The 15,135-nt window shown below is 42.1% G+C and carries 17 protein-coding genes; 8 read left to right on the forward strand and 9 right to left on the reverse strand.

Annotated elements, in window-relative coordinates:
• Nucleotides 1–155 precede the first annotated feature (155 nt).
• Nucleotides 156–680: a tRNA (cytidine(34)-2'-O)-methyltransferase gene (locus RTS09_RS00610; RefSeq protein ID WP_065252498.1), complete on the forward strand. Its 525-nt coding sequence runs from the start codon at nucleotides 156–158 to the stop codon at nucleotides 678–680.
• A gap of 9 nt (nucleotides 681–689) precedes the next feature.
• Here the strand turns inward: RTS09_RS00610 and RTS09_RS00615 are convergent, their stop codons facing one another.
• Genes RTS09_RS00615 through tusD form a run of 3 tightly spaced genes read right to left on the reverse strand, consistent with a single transcriptional unit; the run spans nucleotide 690 to nucleotide 1,819 of the window.
• Nucleotides 690–1,010, reverse strand: coding sequence for a TusE/DsrC/DsvC family sulfur relay protein (locus RTS09_RS00615; protein ID WP_065252499.1), 321 nt, complete (start codon nucleotides 1,008–1,010; stop codon nucleotides 690–692).
• Between the two features lie 5 nt (nucleotides 1,011–1,015).
• Nucleotides 1,016–1,348 (reverse strand): hypothetical protein, encoded by a 333-nt coding sequence (locus tag RTS09_RS00620; RefSeq protein ID WP_312533268.1) that lies wholly within the window; start codon nucleotides 1,346–1,348, stop codon nucleotides 1,016–1,018.
• A gap of 30 nt (nucleotides 1,349–1,378) precedes the next feature.
• Complete coding sequence (gene tusD / locus RTS09_RS00625) at nucleotides 1,379–1,819, reverse strand: sulfurtransferase complex subunit TusD (RefSeq protein WP_409418364.1); 441 nt, start codon at nucleotides 1,817–1,819, stop codon at nucleotides 1,379–1,381.
• Nucleotides 1,820–2,161: 342 nt separating this feature from the next.
• Between tusD and RTS09_RS00630 the strand changes: the two genes are divergently transcribed.
• Together RTS09_RS00630 and RTS09_RS00635 are read left to right on the forward strand one after the other, a co-directional pair.
• Nucleotides 2,162–3,610, forward strand: a complete 1,449-nt coding sequence (locus RTS09_RS00630; RefSeq protein ID WP_312533272.1) for a glycosyltransferase family 4 protein — start codon at nucleotides 2,162–2,164, stop codon at nucleotides 3,608–3,610.
• A 135-nt stretch (nucleotides 3,611–3,745) separates the two neighbouring features.
• A complete protein-coding gene (locus tag RTS09_RS00635) occupies nucleotides 3,746–4,342 on the forward strand; it encodes a phosphatase PAP2 family protein (RefSeq protein WP_312533907.1) in 597 nt (198 codons plus the stop codon).
• Between the two features lie 32 nt (nucleotides 4,343–4,374).
• On the opposite strand, the gene RTS09_RS00640 is transcribed toward RTS09_RS00635, so the two are convergent.
• From RTS09_RS00640 to RTS09_RS00650, 3 genes are all read right to left on the reverse strand, one after another.
• Entirely contained in the window at nucleotides 4,375–5,187 is an 813-nt protein-coding gene (locus RTS09_RS00640) for a pseudouridine synthase (RefSeq protein WP_312533275.1), read from the reverse strand.
• A gap of 70 nt (nucleotides 5,188–5,257) precedes the next feature.
• Entirely contained in the window at nucleotides 5,258–6,646 is a 1,389-nt protein-coding gene (locus RTS09_RS00645; protein WP_312533277.1) for an APC family permease, read from the reverse strand.
• 251 nt (nucleotides 6,647–6,897) lie between these two features.
• A complete protein-coding gene (locus RTS09_RS00650) occupies nucleotides 6,898–7,623 on the reverse strand; it encodes a Smr/MutS family protein (protein ID WP_312533280.1) in 726 nt (241 codons plus the stop codon).
• A 175-nt stretch (nucleotides 7,624–7,798) separates the two neighbouring features.
• Between RTS09_RS00650 and RTS09_RS00655 the strand changes: the two genes are divergently transcribed.
• A complete protein-coding gene (locus RTS09_RS00655) occupies nucleotides 7,799–8,329 on the forward strand; it encodes a hypothetical protein (RefSeq protein WP_312533283.1) in 531 nt (176 codons plus the stop codon).
• 119 nt (nucleotides 8,330–8,448) lie between these two features.
• On the opposite strand, the gene trpC is transcribed toward RTS09_RS00655, so the two are convergent.
• From trpC to RTS09_RS00670, 3 genes are all read right to left on the reverse strand, one after another.
• Nucleotides 8,449–9,261, reverse strand: a complete 813-nt coding sequence (gene trpC / locus RTS09_RS00660) for an indole-3-glycerol phosphate synthase TrpC (RefSeq protein ID WP_312533286.1) — start codon at nucleotides 9,259–9,261, stop codon at nucleotides 8,449–8,451.
• Between the two features lie 15 nt (nucleotides 9,262–9,276).
• Entirely contained in the window at nucleotides 9,277–10,407 is a 1,131-nt protein-coding gene (gene trpD / locus RTS09_RS00665; RefSeq protein ID WP_312533289.1) for an anthranilate phosphoribosyltransferase, read from the reverse strand.
• Between the two features lie 127 nt (nucleotides 10,408–10,534).
• Nucleotides 10,535–11,152 carry an anthranilate synthase component II gene (locus RTS09_RS00670; RefSeq protein WP_312533292.1) on the reverse strand — a complete coding sequence of 206 codons (618 nt, stop codon included), beginning with the start codon at nucleotides 11,150–11,152 and terminating at the stop codon, nucleotides 10,535–10,537.
• Nucleotides 11,153–11,641: 489 nt separating this feature from the next.
• On the opposite strand from RTS09_RS00670, the gene glnA reads away from it, so the two are divergent.
• From glnA to RTS09_RS00690, 4 genes are all read left to right on the forward strand, one after another.
• Nucleotides 11,642–13,051 carry a type I glutamate--ammonia ligase gene (glnA, locus tag RTS09_RS00675; RefSeq protein ID WP_036604344.1) on the forward strand — a complete coding sequence of 470 codons (1,410 nt, stop codon included), beginning with the start codon at nucleotides 11,642–11,644 and terminating at the stop codon, nucleotides 13,049–13,051.
• Nucleotides 13,052–13,197: 146 nt separating this feature from the next.
• Entirely contained in the window at nucleotides 13,198–13,950 is a 753-nt protein-coding gene (locus RTS09_RS00680; RefSeq protein ID WP_099833805.1) for a DUF4124 domain-containing protein, read from the forward strand.
• Nucleotides 13,951–14,002: 52 nt separating this feature from the next.
• Nucleotides 14,003–14,647, forward strand: a complete 645-nt coding sequence (locus tag RTS09_RS00685) for a 4'-phosphopantetheinyl transferase superfamily protein (protein WP_312533296.1) — start codon at nucleotides 14,003–14,005, stop codon at nucleotides 14,645–14,647.
• 266 nt (nucleotides 14,648–14,913) lie between these two features.
• Complete coding sequence (locus RTS09_RS00690) at nucleotides 14,914–15,126, forward strand: cold shock domain-containing protein (RefSeq protein ID WP_007116878.1); 213 nt, start codon at nucleotides 14,914–14,916, stop codon at nucleotides 15,124–15,126.
• The last annotated feature ends 9 nt before the right edge of the window (nucleotides 15,127–15,135 follow it).

Raw genomic sequence — 15,135 nt, forward strand, 5'->3', positions numbered from 1 at the left:
CTAACGTCGCTATAGCGTTAATGTAACCAAAACTATCAAGTTGTAAAAAAAACTTAAATTTACGCAATAAGTATAGGTTTTTTGTAAATTAATCTTCGCATTTAGCGTTTTTTTATTTCAATCTGTTTTATTTTAATCTAATTAGGGATGTCGATATGATTCACGTAGTATTAGTTGAACCCAAGATGCCAAGCAATACAGGCAATATTATTCGGTTATGCGCCAATACGGGCGCAACGCTACATTTGGTTGAGCCACTAGGGTTTGAATTAGAAGATAAAAAATTACGCCGAGCAGGGCTCGATTATCATGAATGGGCAAATGTCAAAGTACATGCCAATTGGCAGGATGCACAGGACAGCCTAAGTCAAAGTGGGGTACAAAGAATCGTTGCCTTGACCACCAAGCTTAGCAAACCTTTATATGATGAAGATTTTGCGCAACTGGCAAATATCGCTTTGGTATTTGGGTCAGAGACAGCCGGGTTACCCGATCCAATTCGCGCGGCAATTGGGCAAGACAACTGGTTGCGTTTGCCTATGCTGCCGACCTCTCGCAGTTTGAATTTATCTAACAGCGTGGCAATTACATTATTTGAAGTTTGGCGTCAGCAGGGGTTTGGCGGTGATAACGGTCACAGTATCGGTTATGACAATCTCGTCCCTTATGACCCAAAATAATCTCAAAATTTATAAGCAATTTGCAGGTTTTGGCAACCCTGCAATGCGGTTGACATGACGCGCGACAAGACCCGTGTTAAACATGGCTTGCAATTTGGCATTATCAATCGCCAATGAGGGCAATTGCTTGGATAAAAACTTGATTAAAGGACGGGTCGTCGGTGGATGGCTGTATAAATCATAATATTGACGTACCGCGGCTATGATTTGATAGTGCTCAGGGGTTAACGTGACATCCAGCGTGTTCGCCAATTGTTGCGCGATATGTGGTGACCATGTTTGATGAGCTATCAAATGACCGTCTTGGTCAAGTTCGGGAAGTTGGGTCATAGTATTTATAAGTCAAAAGTGGTATCAAAATGAGGCGGTGTGGTTGGCTGTAGCGCGACTTGAGCACACCAATCGAAGGTTGTTGATTGGTTCGCTTGCCATGCTTTTAATCTATCAAAATCCGCTAGCGCCAGCCAAGCGGACGGGATATCATACATATCAAGGGATGCTAGCATATGGGCAAGCTTGCCCGTAGGCTCATCAAGTAGTAAGTTTAGCATGCCATCACCGATAATCAGCTGAATTTGGTGATCAAACGCTGCCAGCGCAAACGCCATTGATAAGGCTTCATGACAAAGCAAAAACGTGTCAGCGTGAATATTAATGACAATTTTCATAGTAAATCGCTATCGCTAAACCCATCCCAATTAAAACTGATAAACCGTTTTTGCACTGTGCAGATGCATGGCTAATTCACCCAAACCGACTAATTCAAAGCCATCTGCCAAATTGTCACCTTGTAGCTGATGCCTAGTCGCATTGTCAGCATCTGTCACCCCGCGAGCCAAAGCGGCACTCACACACACTTGAATGGTTAAATCATGACTTATAGCAAAGTGTTGCCAATTTTTTGCCATATTTTCGATATCATCGGGCAGCCAAATTAATCGGTTGGCCAACATCACCGCATCACTATATAAGAAAATTTTAAAATCGGTACTAGTCAACGAGTTTTGCTCATCGGTTGTTTTACTATCGTTTGCACATAGCGATTGGGCGCATTCAAGCGCTTGTTTGGTGAGCGGATGACTAGGCGCATGTGTCATCAGTATCACAATCGGTGTATCCAACGTCGAAGTATTTGGCATGGTGGTATTATTCGATGTAGTTATCAAATCAGTCATTTAACCATCTATAAGGCATTAATAAGGCATTAATCTATAAAGCTGCATTCTGCTCGCTATTTTAGCAAAATCGACCCCTATTTGCGATGCAATTGTCATCAAACTGTTATCAAATTGACATGAGGTTGTCAATGGCGGCTTATAAGCTTAACCCATACAAAGGATTGATTTAATTTACCGAAACGGCTTTTGTAGTCAAACAAAGCAGTCGGTTGTAATGGTTGATAACATACTATGAGTGACAACACTGTAAACACTAATTTCTACCAGGCTTCGTCTGACACTCAGACGACGTCAGCAAATCACATGAATCTCTCAACTCAAGTTGCAGGCACGCCTTTTCATGACACTAGGCCATCATTGCATATCGCTTTGGTGACTGAAACTTGGTTGCCAGATATCAATGGGGTAGCCTCAAGCGTTTATCAAATCATGCGCGAACTCAAATCGATGGGTCATCGCATTACGTTGATTCGCCCCAAACAAAGCGATGAAGTCGAACAACATACCCTAACGACAGGGCTTAACACTGCGGCTGTTACCACTGATTTACAAGTGCCAAGTTTGCCCATTCCTTATTATCCGCATCTGCGCATGGGGCTACCTTGTTACCGATTTTTAACGAAGCAGCTGCGCAAGCTTCGTCCTGATATCGTGCATATCGTGACGGAGGGTCCTTTGGGGCTTGCGGCGTTGATTGCTGGCAAACAGCAAAGCATTAAAGTCTCTTCTGGTTATCACACTGCGTTTCATGATTTTAGCCGATATTTTGGCTGGAAAGTTGTCTCAGTGCCTTTGCTAGCGTATATGAAGCGTTTTCATAACCAGTGCAATGCTACGTGTATTCCAAGCCAGACCACCCAACATCAGCTGGCTGAATTTGGTTTCAAGCATTTGTACCAAGTCGGTCGTGGCGTTGATACAGTGCGCTATGCACCGAGCAAACGTAGCCAAGCATTACGGCAAAGCTGGGGCGTGGGCGAGGGTACCACAGTGTTAATGTGTGTGAGCCGTGTTTCCCCTGAAAAAGGTATGGATACCGTCATTAAAAGCTTCAAAGCGCTACAATTACAGCAGCTGCATCGTCATGTCAAATTAGTGATTGTCGGTGATGGACCATACAAAGAAGCGCTCGTTAAAAGGCATGCCAATGATACAAGCATTATTTTTGCAGGCTTTAAAACAGGTGAGGCGCTGGCAAGTTATTATGCCAGTGCCGATGCTTTTGTCTTTGCTAGTCAAGTGGAAACTTTCGGTAATGTCGTCACCGAAGCGATGGCATCGGGTTTGCCAATTTTTGCCTATCATGATGCGGCTGCGGCGCTGTTGGTGGATGATAGTTGTGGTAAAACCGTACCGCTTGGGCAAGAACAACGCTTTGTAGAGATGATTAGTGAATTGCCCAAACAACAACAGCTTGATCAGATGCGACTAGCTGCGCGACACAAGGTAGCTGCTTTTTCTTGGCAAAAACCTGCCCAAGAAATGTTGACCATGTTTTATGAGGTGCTATCAATCCAGACGAACACCCTAACAGCTAGCACAGTGACGCCAGCCATTTTGCCTTCTCAAGCACTCGCTCAACATCCGCTAGCGGATTCAACAATCGCCCTCACACCTGAGTCAGTTCACCCGACTGTCGTGGCAAAAAACCACCCCCGATATAGTCATTCACCCCAAAATAGTCACTTAAACCAAAATAGTCACCCAGCCCAAAGACCCGCTGAATCTGCCGCGTTTTTCTCCAAAACGTGATATTCAAATAGGCAAAAAAAGGATGGCGCCATGAATCAATCAATGAATCAACCCATAAAAAAATCCAAACTGTCACTTGCCAATTCAGAATTCACCTGTACCTCTGCTAGCCCTGTCGAAAACTTACCCAATTTAATGCGCAATTATTATCAGTTTTTGCACAGTAAACCTAAACTATATCATTTGCAAAAGCGCGTGCTGCAATGGGATACCCGCTTATGTTTACGGGTAAATTTACTGTCGCAATTGAAGTTTTTTGCGCAGTTTTTCAAAACCATCAGCCGCTTAGGCGATGGTTGGTTTTGGGCGCTATCGACGGTAGTGATGTTAGTAGCGTTATTATCGCAAGGACTGGTCGCTAGTATCGTTGCTATGAAAGTGTGTGCGGTGTTACTCAGCAGTTTTTGCGGTTATTTGCTGTATAAGTATTTAAAAGTACACACAGTGCGTCCACGCCCTTACCAAGTACACCAGACCATTACTTTAGGCGAACGGCCTTTGGATGTATTTAGTTTTCCATCAGGGCATACGCTGCAAGCAGTATTGTTTACTACCATGATAGGTCATCAAGTGCCGATGATGTTATGGGTATTGCTACCATTTACAATGCTGGTGGCATTATCGCGCTTGGTGCTTGGGTTACATTATCCCACCGATGTGTTGGTGGGGGCAGGCATTGGCGCAACATTTGCGACCCTCGGTAGCAAAGTGAGTGATTACTTGGTTGCGTAAAGGATGTCGCCAAATAATGATATCGCAAACTATTAAGGCAAATGAAAGCCAAACTGTGCACACATCGTTAACCAATCTGTATCCACAGGTGCCGTGATATCAACACGGCGATTGTCGGTCAGTCTATGAAAAGCCAAGGTATGCGCATGTAACATCAATCGATGCACGCCGATATGTTGACGGATGGCGCGATTTTGGTGATGATCGCCATAGCTGGTATCACCAATAATCGGATGAAATACATGCTTCATGTGGCGACGTAGTTGGTGTTTTCGTCCGGTAATGGGCGTCAATCTAGCCAGACTAAAGCGTGAAGTGGGATAGCGTGCGCGCGCTTGAAACGGCTGCTCAGTTGTTGCCAAGCATTGCCAATGCGTTTGCGCAGGTTGCAGTAAGGTTAATTCAGTAGGGTTTCTAAGGGATTCATCAAACATATCTGTCGAACTAAGCTTTCTTTGTTGCAGCGCCCGCAAACTTGGTTTATCGCCAATTTTATCCAAAATTTGTGTGAGTGGGTAATCAATCAGCCCAGATGTCTGCTGGGATGTCTGCGCATTAACTGTCAAATATCCGCGCACGATGGCTAAGTAAGATTTTTGCACTTGCCTGTTTTCAAATTGCTCACACAGTTGCCGCGCTGATTCGCTTGATAAAGCAAACAGTAACACCCCTGACGTCGGTCGGTCTAAGCGATGAATCGGATAAACATATTGACCCAATTGATCGCGTAGGGTCTGCATCACAAACTCGGTTTCATGACGGTCAAGCCAGCTTCGATGAACGAGCATACCCGCAGGCTTATTGACAGCCACACAGTATTCATCTTGATATAAAATTTCTAACATAGGGTTTTCCAAAAAGCCACAGACATAAAAAAGGTCAGAATCTTATCTGACCTTTTCACCACGTTAACCATTATTCATGTTCGTTGTGCATCGGTGGGTGACGCTTAAAACCACCGGTTTTAAATGCCAAGTAGATGATACCGATTACTGCCCAGCCTAAGCCCATTTTGATGGCGATAGGCTCACTTTCTTTCCACATCAGCGCAACACTGATAAAGCCAAGCAGCGGCACAATCAAATACATCAACAAATCATAGGCACTGTGGTAGCGTTTTTCACGGATGATGTAGGTCGCAATCACGGATAAATTAACAAAACTAAACGCCGTCAATGCCCCAAAACTAATCAAATGCGCGATGACATCAAACTCAATAAAACCCGCGGTTAAGGCAATCACACCCGCGATATAGATATTGTAGGTTGGGGTCAAGTATTTTGGATGAATATGACCAAAAATACGTTTATTAATGACCCCATCACGCCCCATCACATACATCAAACGAGAGACACCGGCATGCGCAGAAATACCTGACGCCATTACCGTGACAATTGCAAAGCCCAGTACAGCGGCTTGAAACGCAGAACCACCGACCAACATCAAAATATCTGGCTGGGTAGCAGCCACATCTCGGAAATATTTGTCAGGGGTTTGTGGGAAATAAATCTGCATAAAGTAAGTACTAATGATAAACACAATACCTGCAATCAATGCGGTCAAGAAAATCGCTTTTGGTAGGGTTTTTTGCACATCTTTGGTTTCTTCCGCCAATGAGCTTAGTGAGTCAAAGCCTGTGAAAGAGAAACATAAAATCGTTGCACCACTGATAAGTGCCGTCATGTTGGCAATATCACTCCAAAACGGCTTTAAGCTCCATAATTGGTAAGCTGCGGCATTGATAGTGCCATCCGCATTGGTGCCCGCCATCAATTTGCTATACACCAACCACGTAAATACACCAATAATCAATAGCTGAATAAACACAATCCAACTATTAAAATAAGCCACGACTTTGGAGCCATGCACATTAATCCAGGTCATAAATCCCGTCAGAATAAATACCCAAATCCATTTGTTGACATCAGGGAACAGCGCTTCAAGATAAATCACCGCTAGGATAATATTCACCAGCGGTGACAATAAATAATCCAACCAAGAAGACCAACCCACCATAAACCCGACATTGGGATGAATCGATTTTTGGGCATAGGTATATGCCGAACCCGCCGAAGGATAACGACGAATCATGCTACCGTAACTTAGCGAGGTAAGCAAAATAGCAATCAATGCAATAATATAAGATGTTGGAACGTGCTGATGACTGGCTTCAGAAACCAAGCCAAAGGTATCAAATACGGTCATGGGCTGAATATACGCCAAACCAATAATGATAATGTGCCAGAGTGCCAATTGACGTTGCAATTTAGCGGGCGAATTAGTCGCAGTGGTGGTATTGTTCAAAGTTACCTTTCTCCTATACCCAGTGGTGTTAAAAACAGTCAGCTGTCAAAAGTCAAATGGTCGCTGTTTTTAGCCAGTTGAGAGTAGATTAATGCAGAACATTTAATCCATGAAAAAAAAGAGCCTATTATAAACAAAAACTAAGAATAAACTATGAACAATTAAAAAATCTCGTTAAAAAAATCATGCATGGATTGTTCTATGCATGATTTTGTAAAATTTAACCTATAGTCAAAATAGCAGCACAATGGTTATTGGTCGCGATTGGCTTTTTCACGTTTTTTGAGTAATACCAACACTGCACCATTGCCACCTTGTGCCGCAGGTGCTGAGCAAAAAGCAAGCACTTCAGGAATCTGACGCAACCAGCCATTCACGCAAGTTTTTAAGATACTATCAATGCCTTTGCCATGAATGATTTTCACACAATTTTCATTGTTTTTTTGAGCCTGCAAAATCAACTGACTCATGGCTTCACGGGCCTCTTCAATAGTGGCACCGTGTAAATCTACAGCATCATACCAGCGAATCTTGCCTTGTTTGAGGTCATTAAACACTTTGTTTTGTAACGTTGCGGTTTTATAACTTAAATAAGCATCGCCAGATACCGGGTTGAGCAGCGCTTGCATATCAGACAATACATGCCCGCTATCATCGTCACCACCGACTGCCGCCGCGCGTTTGGCTAGTGTTGTCGCATCAAGCTTATTGCCAGCGTTGTTTTTATCCGCTAAGTTTTTATCTTTGATTGGCTGGACGCCTGACATGGCTTGCATAAATAGCAATTTATCATCATCAAGATGTTCGCTATTATATTTTTTAACTTGTTTGGCGACTTGTTGCTTGCTCAATAAACCCACGGTTTCAGTCGGTTTGCCGTTTTCATCGGTCTCTTTGGTTTGGCTGCGACCTTTACCCAGTTCGGTTTTAAGCTGCTTTAACTTGTCTTGCATTTCTTTTGAAAATAAATCTGCCATTTTAGAAGTTCTCGTAAAGAAAACGGCTATTATATCAAACTCAAAAAATTTTATGGTCATTTTGTAAGATGCGTCTTATACGCTATAAAATTACTCATAAAATTTCGTTGCTAAGAATAAATATTGTAAAATATTGTTTGTCATTCTGAGACAACTAGTATTAGGAATTTTAAATATGGCTGTAATACAAGTATATAGTTGTCCAAAGGATATGCTAGGAAAATTAGTTAGAGAAGGCAGAAGAACTTGGTTATCACAAGATTTAAGGGAAAAAAGTGACCATTTTTTTAACTTTTGCGTTACATCCGTCTCTATAAGAGACTGGTGTATATCCTACTTGGGATTAATTGATTCACATAAACGTGATTTTTACAAAGAGCATTCTAATAATCAATGGTTGAATTACTGTGCTTCAATTGCAAATTCATCTAAGCACCTTAAACTTCATACTGACAGAATTGAACATATTACTTCAGTCGATGGTCAAGCATCAGAACATATATTAATAGATTCAAATGGAAATCCTATCAAAAATTCTAATAATGAAAGGTTAACATTTAAAATAGAAACAAAGGATGGAGATGCTCTTGAACTTATGTCGTTCTTAGGTAATGTCGTTGATAGTTGGGAAGAAATATTTGAGAAATATGGTATGAAAATAAGCGAAGAAAATTTAAAAGTTTTAATGTTTGTAGAATATATGTGAGCTTGTAATAATCTTTATCTAATTTCTAAAGATTAAAAACTGTTTAATACTCAATGGTAGGGTGTTTTTATGCACCCTTTTTTAAGTCATACATAATATAAAGATATTAGAAGCTTACACTATAAACTATCTGCCAATAACTTTGCTAAAGCACTACCTGCATCCCCCGTTTTCATAAACTGCTCACCAATCAAAAACGCATGGATGTCATGGCCCAGCATCAATTTTACATCCTCTGCCGAATGAATCCCACTTTCTGTCACCAATAAGCTATCTTGTGGAAACAGGGTTTTTAGGCGTAGGGTAGTGTCCAAACTCACATCAAAGTTATGTAGATTGCGATTATTAATGCCATACACGTTTTGACGATGGGCTGGCAAGCGTAACGCTCGTTCCACTTCTATCTCATCATGACACTCGATGAGTACACTCATGCCAAGTTTTAACGCCAATTCGTGTAGCTCAGCGACTTGCGCATCCGATAAACACGCCATAATTAGCAAAATACAATCTGCCCCAAGCGCACGTGATTGCAAAATGTGATACGGCTCAATCATAAAATCTTTGCGTAGCACAGGTAGGCTTACCGCTTGGCGTACTTGCAATAAATACTCATCCGAGCCTTGGAAGTAGTCGGTATCCGTCAATACCGATAGGCAAGCGGCACCCGCTTGTTCATAGCCAACTGCAGTGGCGACAGCATCGAAATTAGGGGCGATGATGCCTTTGGATGGCGAGGCTTTTTTGACTTCTGCAATGACACGGATACCCGCTTTGCGCAAGCTAGCGGCAAAATCACGGATGTCATCGCGGTTCGTTGCGGCAATTTGCTCAAGGTCGTGCCAAGATTGTTGTTGTTTGGCTCTGACTAGTTCTTGACGTTTGGTGTCGACAATTTTTTGTAATACCGAGGGGACTGCTTGATGAGGCATGTTTTTTCCAAAAATTTAATGAGAGGTGAATTGCTGAGTAAAGCTTGCTAATGCTGCCATTTTTTGCAAGGCTTTGCCACTGCTGATGATATCTTGTGCCATGGCTACGCCTTGTTTTATGGTATCTGCTTTACCTGCTACATAGATGGTCGCACCGGCGTTTAAGGCAATCATATCCGCTGCTTTTTTGGCGATGGGGGTTTTATTGGGATTGTTGTCGAGTGCTTCGCGGATGAGGGCTAGGCTTTGGCTTGGACTGTCAATGATTAAGCCTTTGAGCGTTTGCGATTCGATACCAACATCTTCAGGTTCGATATCATATACGCTGACTTTGCCGTCTTTAAGTTCAGCCACGTGGGTATAAGTCGCTAGTGAGATTTCATCAAGGTTATCCACTGAGCCGACGACTAGCACATGCTCTGCGCCAAGGTTTTTGAACACATTGGCAAGCGGTTCGCACAGCGAAGGATTAAATACCCCAATCATGGCATTTTTGACGCCCGCCGGGTTGGTCAAAGGTCCTAAAATATTAAACACCGTGCGCGTTTTTAGGGTACGGCGAATGGGCATCGCATGTTTCATTGCTACATGGTGATTGGGCGCAAACAAAAAACCGATGCCATGGGTCTTAATCGACTGGGTAATCTGCTCAGTATTTAACGCCAAATTAATACCCGCTTGCTGAAGCAAATCGGAACTGCCAGATTTGCCGGAAACGCCGCCATTACCATGCTTGGCGACATGGCAGCCGGCAACCGCTGCGACTATAGTAGCGGCGGTAGAGACATTAAATAAATTCGCGCCATCGCCCCCTGTACCCACAATATCGACGACGTTGGGCACATCCGATAAATCCACTTTAATCGCAAGCTCCCGCATCACTTGGGCGGCGGCAGTGATTTCTTCGATGCTTTCACCTTTCATACGCAGCGCGGTGAGCAGCGCGCCCATCATGGCATCGGGGCATTGACCTTGCATGATGGCTAGCATGACGCCGCGCATTTCTGCATAAGTTAGGTCAATGGTATTGATGGCGCGATCCAGCGCGGTGGTAAGTAGTAGTTGGGTTTGCTCTGGGGTTAATGGTTGGTTGTTTTCAATAGCCGTGGTAATGTCACCAAGATAGGGCGTTACAGTATGGGTCATGTCAGTCTCGTATGAGTTTTATGGCTTACACTTGATATATCATTGTACTAGTATACTATAACAAAGCCAGGTTTTAAAGCCAAGTTTTAAAGCCAAACTTTAACCCGCAGAAATCAATTACCCCAGTCTAAGGGTTAGCGTTTTGATAGTTTTCATAATTAGCTAAAAAATTTTTCAAAATCGCATACCCATGCTCACTCAAAATAGATTCTGGATGGAACTGCACCCCTTCAATCGGCAATGTTTGATGCCTAATGCCCATCACAGTAGGGGATGGCAGAGAATCATGTGGGTGAATATCATCACACCATGCGATAATCTCTAGACAAGCAGGCAAACTGTCTGCCGCAATCGCTAAAGAATGATAACGAGTGGCGTTAAAAGGTGAGGGAAGCCCGGCAAATATCCCTTGATGGTGATGAAAAACTTGCGACACCCGCCCATGCATAATCGTTGGGCAACGAATAATATGGGCGCCAAATGCTTGCCCAATGGCTTGATGACCCAAGCAAACGCCTAATATAGGAATAATGCCGGCACAGTCTTTGATAAAACTCAACGTATTGCCCGCATCGCTTGGCGTACAAGGTCCAGGGCCAATGACCAAATAATCAGGATTTAAACGAATGATGTCTTCACTGCTGCAAGCATCATTGCGCCAGACTTCAACGGGTTGTCCCAATTGCTCAAAATACTGCACCAAGTTGTAGGTAAAACTGTCGTAATTATCAATAAAAAGTAGCAATCCAGAAATCCTATCATGTAATTATTGGACGATGGTTAGCCGATGAAAAAACTTCACCGTTATTTTAGTTAATTATTTTATCACAACCATTCTACAAGTAACTGAAACCGAATAAGTGAAACAGAGTAGCAGAAATCAATGTTAATGATTTTCACTAAAATAGTTAAATACATATTTTATGCACCATAAAAGTGAATATCGATAAAATTTTAATTAAAATGGTGCAAGTGTTAAGGCCCTATAGTGATTTGAAGGTTATCTAGGCAGATAGTCATATCAGCCAATTTTATCATTAAATCCACTCTCAAATAACTCATTGAATTTGATATAAAAATTTAATATTTAGCATGATAGTGCAAAAGTTGGCACATAACTTGAAAGTTTAACTTCAACAAGCACCTCTTTGTTTATCTCTTGTCACAGCACCAAAAAGAGTATAAAGTGGCGTAACGTTTTTTTAATCATTTTTTGCGTAAAAGGAAACGAGCAATGTCGAATAAATTTTTAGATTTAATCAAATCTAGCGAAGCAAAGTGGGTAGATTTTCGTTTTACCGATACTAAAGGTAAAGAGCAACATGTGAGCTATCCAGCTGACAGCATGGACGAAGACATTTTTGAAGAAGGTAAAATGTTTGATGGTTCATCAATCGCTGGTTGGAAAGGCATTGAAGCGTCAGATATGATTTTGATGCCGGATTCCGATACCGCATTTGTCGATCCTTTCTTTCGTGAAACGACAGTTGTTGTGACCTGTGACGTTATCGAGCCATCAACCATGCAAGGTTATGACCGTGACCCACGCTCAATCGCGCGACGTGCTGAAGAATACCTAAAATCAACGGGTATCGGTGATACCGCATTCTTTGGTCCAGAGCCAGAATTTTTCGTATTTGATGATGTAAAATGGTCAATCGACATGTCAGGTGCCCGTCATACCATCTCAGCTGATGAAGCCGCTTGGTCAACCGATAAAGAAATGGAAGGCGGTAACTATGCGCACCGTCCACGCGTCAAAGGCGGTTACTTCCCAGTACCACCCGTTGATAGCTCACAAGATATGCGCGCTGATATGTGTGCTGCGGTAGAAGCGATTATGGGTGAAGGCCGTGTTGAAGTCCATCACCATGAAGTTGCCTCTTGCCAGCTAGAAATCGGTGTATCATTTAATACCCTAGTTCGTAAAGCGGACGAAGTACAACAGTTCAAATATGCGGTACACAACGTTGCACACGAATATGGTAAGACTGCGACCTTTATGCCAAAACCAATGGTTGGTGATAATGGTTCAGGTATGCACGTTCACTTGTCAATCCAAAAAGATGGCAAAAACACCTTTGCCGGTGATGAATACGCAGGGCTGTCAGAAACTGCTTTATACGCAATCGGTGGGATTATCAAACATGCTCGTGCATTAAATGCCATTACCAACCCATCAACCAACAGCTACAAACGCCTAGTACCGCATTACGAAGCGCCTATTAAACTGGCTTATTCAGCGCGTAACCGCTCAGCGTCAATTCGTATTCCATACGTGGCAAGCCCGAAAGGCAAGCGTATCGAAGCACGTTTCCCAGACCCAGCAGCCAACCCTTACCTTTGCTTTGCCGCATTGTTGATGGCAGCGCTTGATGGTATCCAAAACAAAATCCATCCAGGTGAAGCCGCAGACAAAAACTTATACGACCTTCCACCAGAAGAAGAAGCATTGATCCCAACAGTTGCGGAGAACTTGGAAGTTGCGCTTAAAGCGTTAGAAGACGACCATGAATTCTTAACCAAAGGTGGCGTATTTACCAAAGAAATGCTTGACGCTTACATTGCCTTGAAAAAAGAAGAAGTAGAGCGTTACAACGTATCAGTTCATCCAATCGAATTTGATATGTACTACAGCTGCTAATAAGTTCGCTTTTCAAAAAACCCAACTTCACATTAAGTTGGGTTTTTTTATGTGAAATTTTTAGTTTAATAGGCAAAATTATTTAGGGATTGATTATCAAGCTTGCTAAAATATGCACAATAATGGGTTTTGAGGGGAAGGCTTAAATGATTTTGACAAAATATAGTACCAATAATAATAGCGATTTACGGTATAGCTTGATACTCACGGCTGTCGTGTTATTGTTGTCACAGTTAAGTCATGCTGAAGTGTACAAGACGACCACCTCAGAGGGTCAAGTGGTATATACTGATAATATTAATACCGCTTATCAATACAATAAAAACAGCAAGAGTATCAGCGTATTAGATAAATTACCCACCCAATCACAAGTATCATCGACGACCAATCAATCAACAACGACATCTAATAACTTGAACAATGAAGTTAATAACGCAGCGAGTACGGCTACTGACAATCGCTTGCCTGATAGTTTAGGTGATCGCTTAACTGGTCGCTTATCCACCCAATCCATCTCAGCAAGCCAGCAGGGCGATTATGTATTAAACATTGTATCGCCTGAAGCCGGGCAAACGCTGCGACGGGGTAGTCAACCCATTGAGATTAACGTTGCTTTGACACCGAGTTTAAAAACAGGGGATAGAATCGTCTATCAACTCAATAACCAAACTTTAGCAACCATAAAAGCCACTAGCTATACTATTGCAACTACCACGCTCGATCCTAACCCTTATACCATTACCGTAGGGGTTGAAAACGTCTTAGGGGAAGTCATCGCGCAAGACACTCGCGCTATCACTCTCATCAGTAATAATGTACTGTATCAAAAGAAACGTAAAGCGATTGCGCAAGCACAAAAGAAGAAAGCCAACCAACCTTGGTATAAAAAAATACTTTAATACTTTAAGCTATCGTTAAATTTGCTTATACCATAAGGCACTACCATAACCGATGCAGCTTTATCCAATCAAACACCATAGCTGGGTGGCTATTGATATTCACCATAATTTGGGTGAACAGGCTACGCTATTAACCAATAAAGCAGCATCAACCCATAAATTAGGGTCGATGTCTTGTCGTCAATTGCTAAAAAAGCTACAGCAAGCGCTCAATGTGACAGGCGAGTTAATGGAGGCAAACTTTCCTTATCATTTTATAACCGCTAATGGTTACATTTGGTATGTCAGTTTTAGCCATAGCCGCCAACATGCCGCAGTATTGATTTCGCCCTATGCCAATATCGGCATTGATGTTGAAGACAGCGCAATTAGTCATCAGGTTGCTTCACGCTTTTTTTCACCCCATGAATATCAATGGTTGAATCAAAAGCCTGCTGTCAATCAAGCAGTTTTACGAAACCTGCTATGGCGACTTAAAGAATGTTCCATCAAAACCCATCAGAATGTCGATAAGCAATTAATCAAAGAATTAAAACATGATGTGCTAGATGAATTGGGTGAGGAAGTTATCAATCAACTTATTGGCATCGATGAGATAAATGCTAAAGATAAGCCCATACAATGTGTGCAAACCGACGCTAAAATAATTGGCAATTTTAGTAGCAAACCTTGCAGTTTTATTATTGTAAACCGTTAAATAAGGCTAAAAAATCGCTGTTTAAAAAAATAACCAATTCTTACGAAATTACTTTTTTTTGTAAAAAACCCATGCTATGATTGCTATAAGAACAATTTACTATGTAAGCGACATTGTAGAGAAATGTTTTAACAAACTATTACAAAAGCTTAACTAGTACATTATTTAGCAGGCGTAGGTAGCGAGTAGCTAAACTTAACTAGTCTTGATTAGTTAAGCAACTACCTTAAAAACCTACCATTAATAGTGTTAAAGGAAGTTATAATATGTCAGTTCGTGAACAAGGCATTGTAAAATGGTTTAATGATTCAAAAGGTTTTGGATTTATTCAACGTAACAGCGGTGAAGATATTTTCGTTCATTTCCGCGCGATTCAAGGTGACGGCTACCGTTCACTTCAAGATGGTCAAAAAGTTGAATTCATCGTGGTTGAAGGTCAAAAAGGTCTTCAAGCTGAAGAAGTTACCAAAGTCGAATAAGTTGAGCCA

Source organism: Moraxella sp. CTOTU47618 (genome assembly GCF_032017425.1).
Taxonomy (GTDB): Bacteria; Pseudomonadota; Gammaproteobacteria; order Pseudomonadales; family Moraxellaceae; genus Faucicola; species Faucicola tetraodonis.